The organism is Microbulbifer mixtoriginis (SeqCode) (assembly GCF_052467705.1).
Window position 1 is genome coordinate 622,303 of record NZ_CP174322.1, and the last position, 18,672, is coordinate 640,974.

Below are 18,672 nucleotides of genomic sequence, written 5' to 3' on the forward strand. Positions count from 1 at the left end.
AGATGTCTGAGAGTATCCACAATAAACTTAAGCGTGTGCGCAAACCACGTGTACATATAACTTATGATGTTGAAACCAATGGTGCGGAAGTTAAAAAGGAACTTCCCTTTGTTGCTGGTGTAATGGGCGACTACTCAGGGGATAACACCGAAAATCGCAAAGCATTGAAAGATCGTAAGTTTGTTCAAATTGATCGCGATAATTTTAACGATGTAATGACCAAGGTTAATCCAAAACTGAATCTTCAGGTGGAAAATACCTTATCTGGTGATGGCAGCAAAATTGGTATTGATCTAGATTTCAATCATATGGATGACTTTTCTCCAGAGAAAATCGTCGATCAGGTTGAGCCGCTGAAACAACTCTTGGAAGCACGCAGTAAATTACGTGACCTTCTCAGTAAGGCAGACCGCTCTGAAGAACTAGAAAAAGTTTTAGAAGACATCCTGAAAAGTACGGAAAATGTCGGTGCTATTTCCGAGCAGTTGGGGTTGAACAAGGATAAAGGAGAGGACTCAGAATGAGCACAGAAGTAGAAAATGTTGCGGAAGGTGAAGCTGAGGAACAATCGGTCAACCTACTGGAGCAGGCTATTGCCGCGACCAAACAAACAGAACCGCAGGAAGCCCAGGATCTGATCGCAAACCTGACAGAGCAGGTTTTAAAAGGAACCGTAACCTGGGACCGTAACCTTACCCAGACAATCAAAAAAGCAGTCAGTGCAATTGACCAGGCTATGTCTAAGCAAATGGCCGCTATTCTGCACGATGAAAAATTCCAGAAGCTTGAAGGTTCCTGGCGCGGACTGAATCACCTGGTGATGAATTCTGAAACAGGTGCAACCATGAAGATTCGCATGCTCAATTTGAGCAAACGCGAATTGTTCCGAGACCTGGATAAAGCAGTTGAATTTGATCAGAGCCAGACCTTCAAAAAGATTTATGAAGAAGAATTTGGTATTGCAGGTGGTGAGCCATACGGATGCATGATAGGTGATTTCGAATTCACCAGTCACCCTGAAGATATCGAGCTTCTGAGTAAAATGTCCAATGTTGCGGCAGCGGGTTTCTGTCCGTTTATTGCTGCAGCCGGTTCCGGTATGTTTGGATTTGATAACTTTACCGAACTGTCGAAACCCCGTGACCTCGGTGGAATCTTTGAGTCAGCTGAATATATTAAGTGGCGTAGTTTCCGAGATAGTGAAGATTCTCGTTTCGTTACTCTGGTTATGCCACGGACTCTGGCCAGAACTCCCTATGGCGCAAATACCAAGCCAATCGAAGCTTTTGACTTTGAAGAGTTTGAAGTTGATGAATCTGGAGTTTCACGCCCTGCGGACCACGACCAGTACTGCTGGATGAATGCCTCTTATGTAATGGGCACCACCATGACCAAGGCCTTTGCTGAGAATTCCTGGTGTACAGCCATTCGTGGTGCCGAGGGTGGTGGTAAAGTGGAAGGTCTGCCCTCACATATATTCAAGAGTGATGACGGCGATATGGACCAGAAATGTCCAACAGAGATCGGTATTACTGATCGCCGTGAAGCCGAATTGAGCGCTCAAGGATTCTTGCCGTTATGTCACTACAAGAATACCGATTACTCTGTATTTTTTGGTGCTCAAAGTGCGCAAAAACCAAAAGCCTATGACGACCCGGATGCTACCGCGAATGCGGCGATTTCTGCACGTCTTCCCTATCTGATGGCTACTTCAAGAATTGCCCATTACCTGAAAGTAATGGCGCGGGACAAAGTTGGCTCCTTTATGGAGGCTAGTGATTGTGAACGCTGGTTGAATAAGTGGATTACCCAATACACCAACTCAAATCCGGACGCAAGCCCAGAGATGAAGGCAAAGTATCCGCTTTCAGAAGCTCGAGTTGAAGTGAAGGAAATTCCAGGTCAACCTGGGTGCTACAGTGCTGTTGCCTACCTGAAGCCCTGGTTACAAATGGAGGAGTTGACCACCTCCATGCGTATGGTTGCCAATATCCCATCTGCTGGATAAAAACATGTGCCCGCCTCGGAATAAGGGGCGGGCTATTTTTTGAAAAGCCTTCATCAAAGCTTTAAATTACTTGAAACTGTAAGAAATGCTAATGGGAGTTTTCCGGTGCCCTGCGCAACAAAAAAAGAATTTACAGAAGATTATTTAGATATTTTGCCGGAAAATTTAGCGAGTGGAGATCAGGGTGAATTAAAGCGTTTTTTACGCGAACCAGACGAACTATTCTCTTTTGAATACTGGTTAACAGAAATATGTCCTTGTCCAAAAAAGGAGAATTTTTCTGTTCGCCAATATTTGAGTCGTATTATTGTTGAGCTTGATGAGCTTATATGCGATCAAGTTAATCGGATTCTTCATAACCCTCGTTTTCAGCGTCTAGAGGCAAGTTGGCGTGGTCTATCAATGCTGGTATTTGATACACCACATTCAGACAATATTAAGATAAAACTGCTAGATGCCAGCTGGAAAGACTTGAGCAAAGATATGGAGAGGGCCCCAGATTTCGATCAGTCTGGACTTTTTCATTTAGTTTATAACGAAGAGTTTGGTACTCCAGGTGGAGAGCCCTTTGGTTTGTTAATGGGAGATTATTATATCTCGCATCGGCCGATGGCAGATCACCCTTACGATGATATTTTTACCCTGCAAGGCATAGCCCATACAGCCGCCGCCGCTTTCGCGCCATTTATCTGTGCTGCAACACCTCAACTTTTTGGCGTCGATCATTTTGATGATTTGGCCAAGCCAATTCGCTTCTCTGAGGTTTTTCGCCAAAAAGAATATATACGCTGGAATAGCCTGAGAGATTTAGAGGATAGTCGCTTTATAGCCATTACTTTACCTCAAGTGCTTATGCGCGAGCCCTATAGCCTAGAGTTTTCAGAATATCGTGGGTTGAGATTTGAGGAACAGGTTAGCGGATCTCACAACCGGCGATATCTTTGGGGGAATTCCTGCTTTGCTATGGGGGCAGTACTGTTACGCGAATTCAGTGAAGTTGGTTGGTTTTCCCATATTCGCGGTGTTGCACGGGATCATCTTGGCGGTGGATTGGTGACTCAGCTGCCCACCCTGGCCTATAAGCCGGACAGCCGCCCCGGTATGGTTAAGATGACCACTTCGATTCTGGTTACAGATTTTGTAGAAAGGGACCTATCAGAACTGGGTTTTGCATGCTTGAGCCACTGTTATGACACGCCATATAGTGCTTTTAATAGTGTGCCCTCTCTTCAGAAAGCTAAACAATATACATCGAAAGCGGCTACGGCGAATGCGCGTATTAGTTCTATGCTGCAACAAATTCTTTGCGCCTCACGCTTTGCTCACTATATCAAGGTGATGATTAGGGATAAGGTGGGTGCCTATATGAATGCTGCTGATTGTGAGCGCCAGCTTCAGCATTGGTTGGACCAGTATACTACTGGGCGAGATGATTTATCTTGGGAAATGTTGGCACGTTACCCCCTGCGTGAAGCTCGAGTTCGTGTGGCGGATGAGCCTGGCAAAGTAGGTAGTTATCAAAGCGTAATTCATCTTAAAAGCCACTATACGGTCGATCATTTGGTCTCCGAGCTCAAGCTCACTACGGCTCTGGCAACGATAGGTGTTGGGGCTTCATAGAATTATGGCAAGAGAAAAAAGACTGTTAGCTCCAGTGCTAGATCGACTACTTGAATCATCTAGTAAAGTAAATGTTCACCAATCCCATCAGATTTTACGCCAGCTACGTGAGGGGGTTAGGCGCGACCTCGAATATTTATTTAATACACGTTATCGCTGTATTTCACCACCATCTGAACTGCGGCACTTGGACGAGTCAAATATAAATTATGGTCTGCCAGATCTGTCTACTGTCAATTTATCTTCATTAGACAGTCGAAAACAATTCTGCCGGGATATTGAGAAGACAATTTTACATTTTGAACCAAGAATTCGCTCTGTAAAAGTTACCACTCAAGATAAGGTAGATGTGGAAGATCCCAGCATACGTTTTCGTGTAGAAGCAGTATTGCATGTTAATCCTGCATCTGAGGTTATCGTATTTGACTCTGCCTTAAACCCGGTAACACAAATGGTAGACGTGTCTGAGATTATGTAATGAGTGAAAAATTAATAGATCTCTATGAGCGTGAGCTCGCATTTATTCAGCAAACATCCGCTGAGTTTGCACGTATGCACCCTGCAGCTGCATCACGACTGCAGTTAGATGCAGATACCGTAGATGATCCGCTTGTGGGGCGTTTGTTGTCTGGTTTTGCATATATGAATGCCAGGGTTCAACAAAAACTTAGTGATGATTTCCCTGAACTTACAGATGCAATGCTGGAAACATTGTATCCACATTATTTACGACCCATTCCATCATGTGCGATCGTTCAATTTGAACCGGATTCAGACCTTGATGCAATTACGCAGGTTGATGCAAAAACGTTATTGGAAAGTGACAGCTTTCAAGGACAAACTTGCAGGTTTACAACTTGTTATCCGGTGGAAATTAATCCGTTTCAACCGGTCAGCGCAAGCTTAATGCCACGCCCGTTTATTGCTCCTGGTTGTAATGAGATTCAGGGAGCAAACGCTGTTCTTAAGCTCTCCCTTAAAGCTTTGAGTCCTGATTTGAGCTTTGCGGAGATGAATCCGGAAAAAATAAGATTCTTCTTGCGTGGTCAAGCGACACATGTGTATAGCCTCTATGATCTGCTTTTAACCAAATGTGTAAAGCTGGTTGTGGCAAATGGAGAGAGTGATCCAAAACCGACTTTTCTATCCCCAGAGGATATTTGCCAGGTTGGGATGAATGCAGAAGAAGGCTTATTACCCTATCCAGATACAGCATTCATCGGTTACAGGTTGCTTACCGAATATTTTGCTTTCCCAGAAAAATTTCTCTTCTTGGATATTGAAAATCTACAGGGGGCTTTGAATGATAGTTATGCAGACACATTGAACCTGTATTTTTATCTTTCAGAGACGCATGAGGAACTGGAAAAACAATTGGTTCCAAGTATGTTTGCACTCGGCTGTACGCCTGTTATTAATTTATTTAAGCAGAGTGCAGATCCTATACCGCTCACCCATACCCAGTATGAATATCATGTTATAGCAGATGCTCGTCGTAGCGATGGACTGGAAATATATTCTATTGATGAAGTGGCGGCGACAGACGGTGATGGTGAAACCACTAAATATAGACCTTTCTACGGGATTAAGCATAGCCAACACCACGCGGAACAGTCAGCATTTTGGTTCAGTCGGCGTCGTGAAGTTATAGAAGGGGAGCATCGCAATGAGCAGGCTTCCGAAGTTGATTTGAGTCTCGTCGATTTAGATTTCAATCCGCACAGGATTAATGATCAAACACTCGATATTAAATTAACTTGCTGTAATCGGAATCTGCCTAAGAAGTTACCCAGTGGCAACTCTCAACCTTATCTTGAAGTAGTTGATGGTGATGTCCCAGCGAAACGAATTAGCTGTGTTGTGGCACCAACAGCGACATTGAGGCCTCCGAGAAGAGAGCGAGGCTACTGGAAGCTGATATCACACCTGAACTTGAATCATCTATCCTTATCTGGAAGTCAGGGATGTGATGCCCTCAAAGAAATTTTCAGACTGTATGATTTTAGGGATTCAGCCAGTACTCGTAATTTGATTGAATCTTTATTAAAGCTGAATACGAAACCCATTACTGCTCCTATCCAGATTGATCAAAGCGTCGTTCTTTGTCGGGGAACTGAGGTAGAAATTGAGCTCGACTCGATGATGCTCACTGGCACTAGCCCTTTATTATTTGCCAGCATCATTGAACGTTTTCTTGGCTTATATTGTTCTATTAATTCATTTACTAAATTGATTGCTACCATGAGTGGCAGAGATGGAGAACTTAAAAGATGGCCACCTCGCGCCGGCGAAAAAGCTTTACTGTAATAGAGCGGCTGCGTCGAGAGCCCTATCATTTCGAATTCTATCAGGCGGTGCGTATCCTGGAGCGTGCTGTGTCTTTGGCGGATGGCGGATTTTGCGATGAACCTATTGCCAGTGCGGCTCCACCAGCGAAGGAAATAGTTCGCTTCAGCGCCCAGACCGGTTTATCTTTTATTGGCTCAGACGTTTTACGTTTGGAAAAAAAGACCAGTAATAATGTAGAAATACAAGATAAAGAAGTTAGTCAATGGCATATGGAGGTTGGCTTTACTGGTCTTATAGGGAGTCAGGGTGTAATGCCCTACTACCTGACAGAAATAGTTCAAAAAGAGCTCAGAGAAAATAATACCGCTCTGCGGGATTTTCTCGATATGTTTAATCACCGTCATACTTCGCTACTTTATAAAGCATGGCATAAATACCAATTGCCTGTGAACTATGAACGCCAGCGTTTACGCAATGAAAGGGTTCCAGATATTTTTACACAGGCGATTGCCTCTTTGGCGGGCCTGGGTACTAGCGAGATGCGCTATCGATTGCCAGTTCCCGATGAAGCTCTTTTGGGTATGGCAGGCCATTTGGGGCAGGGACGTTGCTCTGCAGCTGCGCTGACCAGCATGATTAAGCATTTCTTTGGTTTGGATGTCGCTATAGAGCAATTTCAGGGGCAGTGGGATGAATTACCGAAAGACATTCTCTGTCGCCTGCCTTGTGATGAAGCTCCCAGTGGAGTAAATAACTGTCTAGGGGTAAACACAATTCTGGGTACGCACTGTTTCCAAGCTCAAAATAAATTTCGGATAGTCATCGAACCAATGGCTTATGAGCAATTTATGACTATTGCCCCGGGAACTCAGAAACTGGAATCCCTTAAAGCCTTTATCAAACTAAGTGCTGGGATTGAGTTGGACTTCGAGCTATCAGTATCTTTACCTGCGCAACAAGTTTCGCCTGTTCAGTTAAACAAAAAATCTGATCATGAACCTCTTTTAGGGTGGAATACACATATGGCCAGTGAACAGGAATCAGCAGAACTCATACAGATTACCTTAAGTGCTGAAAATATGTCGCCTGATGAAGCCTTGCCAGCAGCATAATTGTTCATTAACAATAATTTTTAAAAGGATCTTTTTACTGTGATAAATATCGATTTGAAGCGGCTTGTTGATACCATGACACCGCATATGCGTGATTCTCTTGAAGGCGCAGCCGGCCTTTGTTTATCTCAAAATCAATACAATGTTGAACTTGAGCACTGGCTGCTTAAATTATTAGATCAATCAGATACAGACCTTTATCACCTACTGGAAAAACATGACTGTAATCCAGCAAATTTTGCTAAACAGCTTGCCTCCTCTATAGCTGGATTCCGCTCGGGAAGTAGCCGACCTCCTGCACTATCTCCGACAATTGTCGAAGCGGCAAAGAATGCCTGGATGCTGGCGTCTATCGACTATGGGCACCGTGCAATCAGTTCTGGACACTTCCTCGCAGCTCTGCTGTTGGAAGAGACTTCACGTCGACAAATTCAAGAATCTTGTCCAGAGCTTAAAAATATAGCGCCTGAATCTATTCGTGAAACTGCCCGGGCGATGTTTGGGCAAAGTGGTGAGTCGAGTCATATTGCTGCTGCCAGCGCAACTGATGATGGCGCTGCTGCCGTAGCGGCCGCCGCTAGTAAAGCGCCAGCTCTCGATAAGTATACCGTCAACCTGACTGAAAGAGCGAAGAAGGGTGAGATTGACCCAGTTCTAGGTAGAGATGAAGAGATTCGGCAGTGTATTGATATCCTCACTCGTCGTCGACAAAACAACCCGATTCTCACTGGTGAGGCAGGTGTTGGTAAAACAGCCGTAGTTGAAGGCTTTGCCTTACGAATTGCCAGTGGAGATGTACCTGAGCCTCTACGTGGTGTAGCAGTTCGGACGCTGGACCTGGGCTTACTTCAGGCCGGTGCTAGCGTAAAGGGCGAGTTTGAGAATCGTCTTAAATCTGTGATTCAAGAGGTCAAATCCTCCCCAACGCCTATTATTTTGTTTATTGATGAAGCTCACACCATGATTGGTGCAGGAGGTAAGGAAGGGCAGGGGGATGCGGCCAACCTACTTAAACCTGCTTTAGCACGAGGTGAGCTGAGAACATTGGCAGCCACGACCTGGGCTGAATATAAGAAATACTTTGAGCGTGACCCTGCTTTGACTCGACGTTTTCAGGTTGTAAAAGTTGAAGAGCCCAGTGAAGCAAATGCCATTGATATGATGCGTGGTATTGCCACTACTCTTGAAGCACACCATAAAGTACGCATCCTTGACGAGGCAGTTATTGCTTCGGTTAAGTTATCCCACCGCTATATTCCTGGGCGTCAGCTACCTGATAAATCTGTAAGCTTGCTTGACACCGCCTGTGCCCGCGTAGCCCTGAGCCAGTCGGCTACTCCTGGCGCTATTGAAGATGCTCAAATTAATATTGAACGGACTAACACAACACTTGCCAAGTTGGAACGTGAAAATGCAGCTATGGGTGAGCACGAAGAACAGCTGACAGAACTGAAAGAATTCAAGCAGACTGAAGAGCAGCGATTATCCTCATTAAAACAACAGCTTGTTCAAGAAAATGAGCTGATTGAACAGATACAAAAAATTCGAGATCAAATTGACTCCGAATTTATGAAAGGAAAGAGTGAAAATCTGGAGCCCGATTCAGCGCTTTTAGCTGACTATCAGCAACAATTGAAAAGCCTGTCTGCAGAACTTGAAGTAATACAAGGTGATACACCTTTGATGCAGCCATCTGTTGATGAGCAGGCTATCGCTGCGGTGGTTGCCAACTGGACGGGTATTCCCGTTGGGAAAATGGTCAGTGATGAAATCGTAGCTGTTAAAACTCTGGCTGGGCGACTGAACAAGCGCGTGATTGGTCAACCCCATGCCATCGAGGCCGTTGCTCAGGCAATTCGTACTTCACGGGCAGGATTGACTGATCCACGCAAGCCAGTTGGTGTATTTATGTTTTGCGGCACTAGTGGCGTAGGTAAAACTGAGACTGCATTGGCTTTAGCCGATGAGTTGTTTGGTGGTGAGCAAAATATCACTACGATAAACATGGCTGAATTTAAAGAGGAACACAAAGTATCTATGCTGCTAGGGTCTCCTCCCGGATATGTAGGGTATGGGGAAGGAGGAGTTCTTACCGAAGCTGCTAGGCGTAAACCTTACTCCGTAATCCTACTGGATGAGATGGAGAAGGCCCATCCCGGCGTACAGGATATTTTCTACAACCTGTTCGATAAAGGTACCATCAAAGATGGTGAAGGGCGTGATATCGACTTTAAGAATACCGTTATCATTATGACCTCTAATGCTGGTGAGGATGCTATTAGGGCTATATTCAGCCAGGTAGAGGAAAAGCCAGAACCAGATGTACTGCTAGATAATATACGCCCCCAATTACTACAGAAGTTCAAACCGGCGTTTCTTGGCCGTGCTAATGTGGTTGCCTACTATCCGCTGGATGATGAGAATCTGGTTGAAATTTGTAAAATCAATATGCGTAAGATTGAGAAGCGTGTTCGTGAGCACTATGGCGCTTCTTTCTCATATGATGAGGATGTACTTATCAATATTGTGGCGCGTTGCCATGAAGCAGATACTGGAGCCCGCAACATTGAGGTAATTCTAAATAAAACTTTACTACCAGAATTAGCCAGTGAATGCTTAGATAAAATGGCGAAAGGTGAAGAAGTTAAGGCAATTAAAGTGTCTGCGACTGAAGAGGGTGATTTCGCTTATAAGGTAGAATAACCTGGAATCTAGCCCAGTAGTGAAGCCAACTTTATTTCATTACTGGGCTAGGTACAACTTAACACCATGCGTTATTGCAACTTCTCTAGGTTATATTAATGAATCATTCTTCCCGCTCTCATGACTAAGTCAGAGATGGCTCGGTGCATGCGTAGGAATACCATGCGGATAAATGAAACTGTTATATCAACACCCTCAACAACAACCATTCCAATTAATTGGGCAAGTCTGCGTACAAGTCGCATCACCCAGAAAGAAATATCTTTGCTGATTTGGTAGGCGTTATGTAGAAAAATTGCCAGCCGGTCTAAAATCGTAAATGTTGTACTGCCTGCTACAACTAAGGATATTCCGGCTAGGTGACTAACCTTTTTTAGAACCCACAGTAGTGCCTCACCTGCTATCCAAGCAGTATTCATAGATAAAGATAGAATACCATCAGATCTTAACCAAGCTTCGACACTCTTGTCCAAATTATCTTTTGGTTTTTTTTGTCTAACTGTATCCCAGTCAAGACTTGTTTCATTTGGGGCGACGGATTCTACGTATGTTTCACTGCTGTGATTGGTCAAGGGGTTATAGCTGGGGGTAGGTAACTCAAAATCTCCCATGCCACCGTCAGGCACATGGATAAATGGCCAAGTGGGTACCATGGGAACTGCATCGGCGCGATGATAAACACGATATATATTTTGTGGTGTCAACCGGCGTTTACAATTACTAGAAAATTGGTCAAGACCAACTCTTGGGCTACCATAAGTGTAGAGTTTTATAGTTCTTCCTGTATTAGCAGAGAGCCAGTCGGCAGCCAGTGTTGCTAATGCGCCTCCAAGACTGTGTCCAACACAATGTATTGTATGTACATGAGATGGAAGGTTATGTGAAAAGCTTTCTAGTTGAGGGAAGAAACTATCAAAGGTATAGTAAAAACCTTGATGTACAGATCCACCAGTGTGAAATCGTTTAATCCCAGCGTTTAAATCGGTTAACAGATCATAACCGCTAGCTGTACCCTTTAGAGCTACAAATGCCTGTCCTTTAAATTTGTCCTTGCCACATGTGGCAACTCCCATTGCATGAGCACTTTTAATTAGGGTGAATGCGCCTGTTTTTCCTTCAATCTTATTGGGAAGGTTTTCTTTTATATCAAAGTCATCTTTGTATAAGTCGAAAAATATCTCTTGATCGTTTGGTTTTTTGATCAGATATATATCAGCGGCAAGTTGCGCACTATATTGTGGGGTTAGCATTGTGATGATATTCCTTTTTTATAAAAATTTACATGATGTTTTCAGTGCAGATTTAAATTTTCTTTCTGTTTTGGGTTCATCGGTGAGCTCGCATGATAGATTTATAGGGTTTCCATTCATTTCAGAATTTTCCCCTGGGTTTCTTTTTGCATAAATCCAAATTAAATAATTTTTATTTTCGTATTCTACGTTTATACTTTGTGAGGATATAAACTCTACAGGCAAAACCTGAGTGACTGAGCTTTCAAATTTTGCAGGGAGTTTAACGTTGCCTTCTCCGTCTGATGTAAAAAAGTCAATTTTTTCGTCCTTCCAGTCGACGCTGCGAGTGATTTTTGCGCCCACTGCTGGTTTGCCGTCAAGGGTAAGTCGAATTTTCATTTCCGAAAATGTGCATGCTTTAAGCGGGTTGAGGAAAGCCATTGCGTTAGCGCCTCCAGATATTAGTGGAAGAAGAAATGTGATTAATACAATATATATTTGTGAGTTGAGTTTTTTCATAACGATGGTATAGGCCCTGCAATCAGTCTATATCTAAATATATCGTTTCTTTGCCAAGTATTTGGCTGTTTAATATGGAGAGATTTTTAATCTGAATTTCAGTTTTTTAGAGTTAATATTACCCTGATGTTGCTCAATTGCTGATATTGATTATCGGTGAGCCTAAAAGTTCTGGGGTTTGGCTGTACAGAATTTTTGGCTATTAATAAGTCTCATTGGTCTTAATAGAGTTGCTTATTAATCGTGAGGTGTAACTATGTTAAGTGATCTTTAAAAGCATTGTTACCTATAATGAATTTGTAGAGATTGTTAATAAATACATTCTCTAAAATTATCTTTATAGATTTCGCGTTTTATACTTCACTGTAAAAATTCAGTCTTAATTGGATGCGGCTAGGTATTATTATTGTTAATTGATCTGCATTCCTAATATTTAATACAAGTGTCTTTCAGGAAGGATAAATTAGCCACCAATTAAAACTGTAGGGCACCCAATAACAATCTTCCCTCCATGTCCAGTTGTATCCCCCATACGGGCAGCTGGTTTTTTTTGTAGTATTACGGTAGTGCTACCCATAGCAACAGTATCTGGTGGTCCCACACAAGTACAAGTGCTGCCAACAGTGGCGGATGGCATGCCGCCGATGATTACTGTTGGAGCACCTGGGCTGAGAATAGGGCCACCTACATGAGGTACCGTACCAGTAACCATGGGGCATACATGCATATCGGTGATACGTGAAGCTGGCTTGCCCATAACTTAATCCTTCACTCTTCCATTGCCGCCGCGGGCCAGATCCAGACCCTGTTTCATATAGCGGTCAAAGCGTTTGGCGGGGTCTACTGGGTCAGATAAGACTGCTGCTAATGTAATACTGCCAGCCACTGCGTGCGCATAGAGGTGTTCTGGCGGTTCAACCACAGGCTCGCCTTCGGCTGCGAGGCTGCCGTGACACCAGCTGGCAGCGGTTGCTGCCCAGCTTGCGGGCGTCTTGTGTTTGGTTTTATCACCCAGTGTTTTACAATTTAATCGCGACTCCTCATTGGGTTTTTTAGCCCAGGTTTCTGCTGCGATCAATGCACTAACGTTGTCTTCGTCAGTCTCAGGACTTTGTATATCGCGTGCCGCAAGGCAGGCCCACCATACCGCTTCTCGTTTTGGCAGTCCGTGGGCTAGTAGTTTTATTGCATCCGGATAGAGGCCAGCTTCTATCAGTTGGTTAATGCTAACTTCAGGTGCGGTATCTGGCACCAGATGCTCTTCCGCCTCCTCACTAACCTCAAAGTTCTCAAGGAGCTCAGCTGCAGTTAACGCTTGTACTTTGATCAGGTCAGTCATCTGCTGTTTAATCTCATCAATTGATCATGGTAACGCCACCTTTTAAGGTAAGCATACCACCGCCTTTAACTTCAGCCGTCGCGTCTCCTTTGCAGGAGAGCATTGTTCCTTTGATGGTAATACCTGCCGGCGTTAGCTTGATACTGCTGCCGCCAACCTTTAACTCAATTGAAGCCTTGGAGGATATCTTGATAGCACCCATGGCATCGGTTGTTTGGGTGCCTTTACTCACTTTAAGGGTATGGTTGCCTGAACCGATAGTGACAACCTGGTTGCCCTTATTGATATTGAGTTTTTGGTCACCTTTGGCAATGGTGACAACTTCGCTACCATCCGTGACGGTAATACTACGATCCTGTTTGATTTCTAGTGTTTGCTGGTTTTCAATTTTTCCGGTTTGATCGTTATGGATCACAAAGTTATGATCCTTGCCAGCTTCCATATAAATTTCTTCATTGCCACCCTTGTCATCAAACCTAAGCTCATTGAAAGTGCTGCCCTCGTACTCGGTTTTCCAACCACTTTGAGTCGCTGTGTAGTTGGGCCCAGGGTTATCACCGTTATAAACCGCCCCGGTAATCAATGGCCGATCCGGATCGCCATTGATATAGGTAACAACGACTTCTTGGTTAACTCTTGGAACAAAATTCGCGCCCCAGTTCTTACCGGCAAAGGACTGCATTACCCTTACCCAACAGCTGTTCTGTTGAGAGTTCCAGGGGAATTTAACTTTGAGCTGTGTATAGGGATCCTGTGAGCTGTCTGAAGCTGTAGCCTTGACCTCTAAAACTCGTGCTACCTGTGGTGAATGGATTTTTTTCGCACATACATTGGGCTGCGGGCGTGGCATTACCGTAGAAGGTATACAGCTAAAGGTGTTGTGGAAGTGGGTATCAATACCATTTCCATCTGCTGCAGAAGTATGCACTGAGGTAATAAGATATTTGCCTTTTTCAGAAGATAATGAGTGATCGAAATTGAAACGACCGCCTGCAGTAAAGGAGGGGCAATCACTGCGACCGTGGCTTACATCAAAAAGTGCTTCTTGCGCTTCCATTGCCCGTTCGGCAAGTGCTTTGTGATAGCTGTCTGTAAATTTGTGCTTGTGCTCACCATCAACCTGGAAATGGTTTAAGCCATAGAGGCCGCGCATATAATTTGCAACATCATTAAGCTGGCTGGTCGTTTTTACCTGCTGCTTGTTGTCTTTAGTTGCTGTGTACTCGCTATAATCTTTAAGCTCAAACCCACCACCGTGATAGTTGAAGTTTCTTCTCCAGCTACTTACGGTATTTTTGGTTGGATGGCTGCCTCCACCGTCATACTCAATGTCAGCGCTTTCACAATCATAAAAGTCTTGAGAATCATCGCAAAGAACGAGTTCGTGCTGTCCTGTGGAATGCTTGAAATAGTAGGATATGCCTTCTTCAGCCATCAGGCGATTGATAAAATCAAAGTCGCTCTCGTCAAACTGAACACAATATTCACGGGTAATGTACTCAGCATTTAACTTTAACGTGAGTTTTATTACTCGGCTATATTCTCCCAGAACCTCTTCTAGAATCTGCTTGGCAGATTTGTTTTCAAAGACTCGGTTGCTGCCGGCCAAACTGGTAAACCACAGACCCGGTTGCAAAATGGCGCTATAACTGCGTACACCCTCAGCATTAACATCATGTAGAGAGAACTGGGTAACGTAACCATTGATATGGCGAGGTGTTTCAGAGTGGTGAATGGAAACTGTTACCGGTTTGCCAACAATATCCTTTTGTTCAATAGCATGGTCATCAGAAAGCAATTGCACTTCATAGCGGAAAAGCTTAGATATATGCTCTTCGCCTTGCAGGGTCGTAGCAATTAGCGCATCTGTGCCAACCGGGCTATCGACCGTAATCATTCTTTTATCTTGATTGAGTGTAGCCATGGGCAGCCCCAACTATCCCTACGGTGCCTGAAAGAAATGAGAAACTAGCAGATTTGCAGATCTTTAGCTGAAAACTCAATGAGCATTCAGCTAAAGACCTGTAGACAGCCCGCAGAGATTCTGCAGGCCATCTTATCCCAAAAGGGTATAGACCTATTACAGCGGAGTAGCGGTAGTGAGGTCGTATCCAACACGCATGTTTTTGGGGTTCTTGTTGGATTTGTCTGCGTGATTGAGGTCAGCCTCAATCTTGGCAAAGCTCAGGGAGATGGATTCCTGAGGTGCGCCGCCAGCAGAAGCGCCGATGCTGTAAGAGGAGATCAGTACGTTTTCCAGCTTATACACAGCGTACTTTTCTACAGAGTTAGCGCCAGTTTGTACAACGTGGATCTCAACAGGTACGCCTTCGTCACCAGTTACGGAAGCCTTAAACAGGCCACCAGATGCAGCGTCAATACGCTTGGTGAAGGTAACTTCGCTCAGGCTCGGACGAGAAGCTTCACGGTTGGAGGTAGCGCCGGCTTCCATAGTGATACCGCGACCAACACCAAAGTTGAAGCTGTCAACTTCGATCCAGTCTTCGTAGCCCTTGGCAGTAACGTTACCCTTAGTGGCGAGGCTGTTGAAGTTCATGTAAATAGCCATGGGAAATCCCTCTTTGTTGGCTTGAGATATTGGTGGTTAGTTCCTTGCTACCGAATTAGTGCGGTAACTCAGATGGTGTCGCAATGACAACTGAGGTGATTTAAACAGAGTGAAATACAAAAAAAAACCGAAATTTCAGCTTATAAAATCGACTCTGGCACTAATTATCCAGGGGAGTATATTGATTGCTGGAGGTATGCCGTCTGCGCTTATTCGACTCTGACACTAATTAATTTTCTATTGAACAGAAAAGCTTGATGTCAAAAAAAATGAATATTTGAGGAAAAAATATTAAGAATTGTTAACGGAATCACGTTAATAAAATATTTTAAGTTAGGGATTTTCTTTTGTCAGGTGAGCTTGTAAGAAGGTGTAATTATTTGTCTTCAGTATCAGTTTCTCTTCTGAGTCTGTAATTGTCGAGTAGTTTTTTCAAAACGGTATATAGTCAAATATATTTGCTTACCTGTTCATTGTTGCCTAAAAGGCTGTTCGATATACTTTGCCCCTTATTTAGCTTGACAACCTGCCCGTAGCAATATTTTGTTACGGTCTTTGGATGTGTCGAAAAGCTTTCCCATGGAGGCGGAATTGAACGATAAGACACGTGTTGTTCGGCCGAACGGCAATCTGCCCGGACCGGATCAATCTAAAAAGGGACTGACAGATGATGGCGACGTAACCGTCGTTGTTAATCAGGACTCCACTGGGAAAAATGATCACCCTCCGGTGCGGGGTGCGCAGGCAATACTGCCCTCTGCTGCATCTGGGTTTAATCCAGATGCAACAGTTTTTAGCCCTGCACCTCGAAAGAATACCGGCCAAAAGAAAGAGCTGGGCCAACTTTCTGGTGGAATTTCTGCAAACCCTATTGATACTTCTGACTCTTTTGAGCCATTGCCATCTGGCGCTGTAACCAAAACAGTGATCAAGGGGCGATTTGAGCTAGATAAGCTCCTTGGGGTTGGCGGTATGGGAGCTGTTTATAAGGCACTTGATCGCCGTAAGCTGGAAGCGAATGACAGCGAGCCTTATGTAGCAATCAAGCTGTTAAATGATGATTTCCAGAAACATCCTGATGCCTTTATTTCCTTACAGCGCGAAGCGCGTAAGTCACAAACGCTGGCCCACCCCAACATCGTAACGGTTTACGATTTTGACCGCGATGGTGATCGGGTCTTTATGACCATGGAGTTTCTCGAGGGTGCACCGCTTGACAAACTCCTGCGAGAGCATGCGGATGTTGGGCTGGAACCCGAAAAGGCGCGCTCTGTTTTTTCTGATATTTCCCAGGCCCTCATTTACGCCCATTCCCATAAGATCGTCCATTCCGACTTTAAGCCTGGCAATATCTTTGTTACCAGTAAGAAAGGTGCGAAGGTTTTTGACTTCGGTATTGCTCGAGCCGTATCTGAAGGGGGGATCGCCAATAAAACTGGCGAGACTACGGTTTTTGATGCCGGCAGTCTGGGAGCTTTGACGCCCGCCTATGCCAGTTACGAGATGCTGAAAGGGGGGGAGCCCGCTCCATCTGATGATGTCTATGCCCTGGGTTGTGTGGCCTACGAGCTATTTTGTGGCCGGCATCCTTATGACAAGGTTCCCGCCGACAAGGCCTTAGAAAAGAAGCTACGCCCGAAACGTATCAGGGGATTAAATCGACGGGAGTGGCGTGCTCTTGAGGCCGCTCTGCAGCTAAAACGAGAAGATCGTACTGACACAGTAGAAAAATTTGTTCAGGCATTTTTTGTCAGCAATACCTGGAAGTGGGTATTAGGTGGGGCTTTCACCATGGTGCTTGTAGGTGCTGGGGTGGGCTATAGCCACTTGGAACAGCAGAATACAGCTGAGCAAGAAAGAGTAAAGATTGAGCTTGAAAAGAAGCTCCAGGAAGAGCTACTACAGCGGCGAATCAGTGATAAAAAAGAAGCGATTAATCGTTTGGTGTCACTGAGTATCCTTACTCCAGCCTGGGAAAAGGACCTTCGCTTGGAGCTTCATGAGTATTCTGAGCTTAACCCCAGCGATGAAGAATTTCTCGATAATAAACGCCGTGAAATTTCGGAGCTGTTTCTCGCCGCGGCTACCGGTCAGTTAAACCTGGGTAATCTGGATCAAGCGGATTCCATGCTGGAAAGCGCTGCCAGCTGGTATGGCGTATCCAGCCAGGCTGTTGCGATCAAATCCCAGCTGGCTACGGATAGAGAGAACCTGCGAGCTCGCTTGGAGGCTGAGCGCCTAGAGGCAGAGCGTGAGGCTGAGCGCATTCGTCTTGCGGAAGAACGCGCTGAACGCCGACGCTTGGCCTCTATTAAAAACAGGCAAATCGACACTGTTCTGGCCAATATGGAATCCACACTTACCTGTGGCTTTGATATGAATGTCGCCGCTGTGGGAGCGCAGTTATCTCAGCTGGCAGGGCTAGATAGTGTTAAAGCCAGACAGATTCGTCCGGTTGTTGGTGAAGAGCTTAATAACTGTGCCACCAAATTGGGTGCTGAAGACCCACTAAGGACAGAGGCTCTAGTCGATGAGTTCAGGGCGCTCCTGCCTGGTTATCAGCCCCTCAAAGAATTCAAGCTGGATTTTTGTGGACACCTAATCCCAGGTAGCGGTGGCAGGGGAGATCGCTACAGCTGTCGCGATCGTCTTGCAGATGGTACCAAGGGGCCAGCAATGGTAGTGGTTCGAGGTGTGAGTGGTCGGCCCTTGGCAGTTGGAAAGTATGAAGTAAGTAACCGAGACCTCGAGCACTATTGTAGTGCAACCAAGCAATGTGCAGCCATCGATATCGCCGCGGGCGATCTGCCAGCCAATAACTTAACTCTTCAAGATGCAGAAGCGTATATCAGCTGGTTATCCGATGAGACGGGGTACCGTTATCGCCTCCCATCAGAGCAAGAGTGGTTTGCGGCTGCCAGTGCTAATGGCGAGGAAGAGGTTGCAGATCGCAACTGCCATTTAAAGTATGGCGGTATTGAGAAAGGGGTCGAGTTGGTACCAGCCCAGGACGGATCGACAAACAGATTTGGCCTAGTGAATGCTGTGGGCAATGTTCAAGAGTGGGCGAAAGGTACTGACGGGGAGTTACTTGCGCTTGGCGGTAATCGACAAGACCCCATGAGCCGTTGTCTCGCTACATCCAAAAGGTTGCATGCAGGACTCGCAGATGAATTAACAGGCTTTCGCATCGTTAGAGATGTGAATTAATAAAAAAATACGCCTTTTCTAGCCATGTGAAGGCTGGATTCGGCCAAATAAATATGAGTAATTTGGGGGAG

Annotated in this window: 14 protein-coding genes; 8 read left to right on the plus strand and 6 right to left on the minus strand. The window is 45.0% G+C overall.

What is annotated here, in order from left to right:
• Window positions 1-2: 2 nt before the first annotated feature.
• The 7 genes from tssB to tssH all read left to right on the plus strand — a co-directional run bounded on the left by tssB (window position 3) and on the right by tssH (window position 9,732).
• Window positions 3-524, plus strand: coding sequence for a type VI secretion system contractile sheath small subunit (gene tssB / locus ACJJIB_RS02880; protein ID WP_252084227.1), 522 nt, complete (start codon window positions 3-5; stop codon window positions 522-524).
• Complete coding sequence (gene tssC / locus ACJJIB_RS02885) at window positions 521-2,008, plus strand: type VI secretion system contractile sheath large subunit (RefSeq protein ID WP_252084228.1); 1,488 nt, start codon at window positions 521-523, stop codon at window positions 2,006-2,008. The genes tssB and tssC (ACJJIB_RS02885) overlap by 4 nt, the downstream gene beginning before the upstream one ends.
• 105 nt (window positions 2,009-2,113) lie before the next feature.
• Window positions 2,114-3,628, plus strand: a complete 1,515-nt coding sequence (gene tssC / locus ACJJIB_RS02890) for a type VI secretion system contractile sheath large subunit (protein ID WP_444887811.1) — start codon at window positions 2,114-2,116, stop codon at window positions 3,626-3,628.
• 4 nt (window positions 3,629-3,632) lie between these two features.
• Complete coding sequence (tssE, locus tag ACJJIB_RS02895; protein ID WP_252084230.1) at window positions 3,633-4,106, plus strand: type VI secretion system baseplate subunit TssE; 474 nt, start codon at window positions 3,633-3,635, stop codon at window positions 4,104-4,106.
• A complete protein-coding gene (gene tssF / locus ACJJIB_RS02900) occupies window positions 4,106-5,935 on the plus strand; it encodes a type VI secretion system baseplate subunit TssF (protein WP_444887812.1) in 1,830 nt (609 codons plus the stop codon). The genes tssE and tssF overlap by 1 nt, the downstream gene beginning before the upstream one ends.
• 68 nt (window positions 5,936-6,003) lie before the next feature.
• Window positions 6,004-7,029, plus strand: coding sequence for a type VI secretion system baseplate subunit TssG (tssG, locus tag ACJJIB_RS02905; RefSeq protein ID WP_444887813.1), 1,026 nt, complete (start codon window positions 6,004-6,006; stop codon window positions 7,027-7,029).
• 39 nt (window positions 7,030-7,068) lie between these two features.
• Window positions 7,069-9,732 (plus strand): type VI secretion system ATPase TssH, encoded by a 2,664-nt coding sequence (tssH, locus tag ACJJIB_RS02910; protein ID WP_444887814.1) that lies wholly within the window; start codon window positions 7,069-7,071, stop codon window positions 9,730-9,732.
• A 95-nt stretch (window positions 9,733-9,827) separates the two neighbouring features.
• On the opposite strand, the gene ACJJIB_RS02915 is transcribed toward tssH, so the two are convergent.
• From ACJJIB_RS02915 to ACJJIB_RS02940, 6 genes are all read right to left on the minus strand, one after another.
• Complete coding sequence (locus ACJJIB_RS02915; protein ID WP_444887815.1) at window positions 9,828-10,982, minus strand: lipase family protein; 1,155 nt, start codon at window positions 10,980-10,982, stop codon at window positions 9,828-9,830.
• Window positions 10,983-11,000: 18 nt separating this feature from the next.
• The gene (locus ACJJIB_RS02920) at window positions 11,001-11,483 is read right to left on the minus strand and encodes a DUF6795 domain-containing protein (RefSeq protein WP_444887816.1); all 483 of its coding nucleotides are present in this window, start codon (window positions 11,481-11,483) and stop codon (window positions 11,001-11,003) included.
• Window positions 11,484-11,946: 463 nt separating this feature from the next.
• The gene (locus ACJJIB_RS02925) at window positions 11,947-12,240 is read right to left on the minus strand and encodes a PAAR domain-containing contractile injection system baseplate protein (protein WP_444887817.1); all 294 of its coding nucleotides are present in this window, start codon (window positions 12,238-12,240) and stop codon (window positions 11,947-11,949) included.
• A 3-nt stretch (window positions 12,241-12,243) separates the two neighbouring features.
• Window positions 12,244-12,822, minus strand: a complete 579-nt coding sequence (locus ACJJIB_RS02930) for a DUF6931 family protein (protein ID WP_444887818.1) — start codon at window positions 12,820-12,822, stop codon at window positions 12,244-12,246.
• Between the two features lie 16 nt (window positions 12,823-12,838).
• Window positions 12,839-14,746: a type VI secretion system Vgr family protein gene (locus ACJJIB_RS02935; protein ID WP_444887819.1), complete on the minus strand. Its 1,908-nt coding sequence runs from the start codon at window positions 14,744-14,746 to the stop codon at window positions 12,839-12,841.
• Window positions 14,747-14,902: 156 nt separating this feature from the next.
• Window positions 14,903-15,391, minus strand: a complete 489-nt coding sequence (locus ACJJIB_RS02940; RefSeq protein ID WP_252084237.1) for an Hcp family type VI secretion system effector — start codon at window positions 15,389-15,391, stop codon at window positions 14,903-14,905.
• A 591-nt stretch (window positions 15,392-15,982) separates the two neighbouring features.
• Between ACJJIB_RS02940 and ACJJIB_RS02945 the strand changes: the two genes are divergently transcribed.
• Complete coding sequence (locus ACJJIB_RS02945; RefSeq protein WP_444887820.1) at window positions 15,983-18,601, plus strand: bifunctional serine/threonine-protein kinase/formylglycine-generating enzyme family protein; 2,619 nt, start codon at window positions 15,983-15,985, stop codon at window positions 18,599-18,601.
• The last annotated feature ends 71 nt before the right edge of the window (window positions 18,602-18,672 follow it).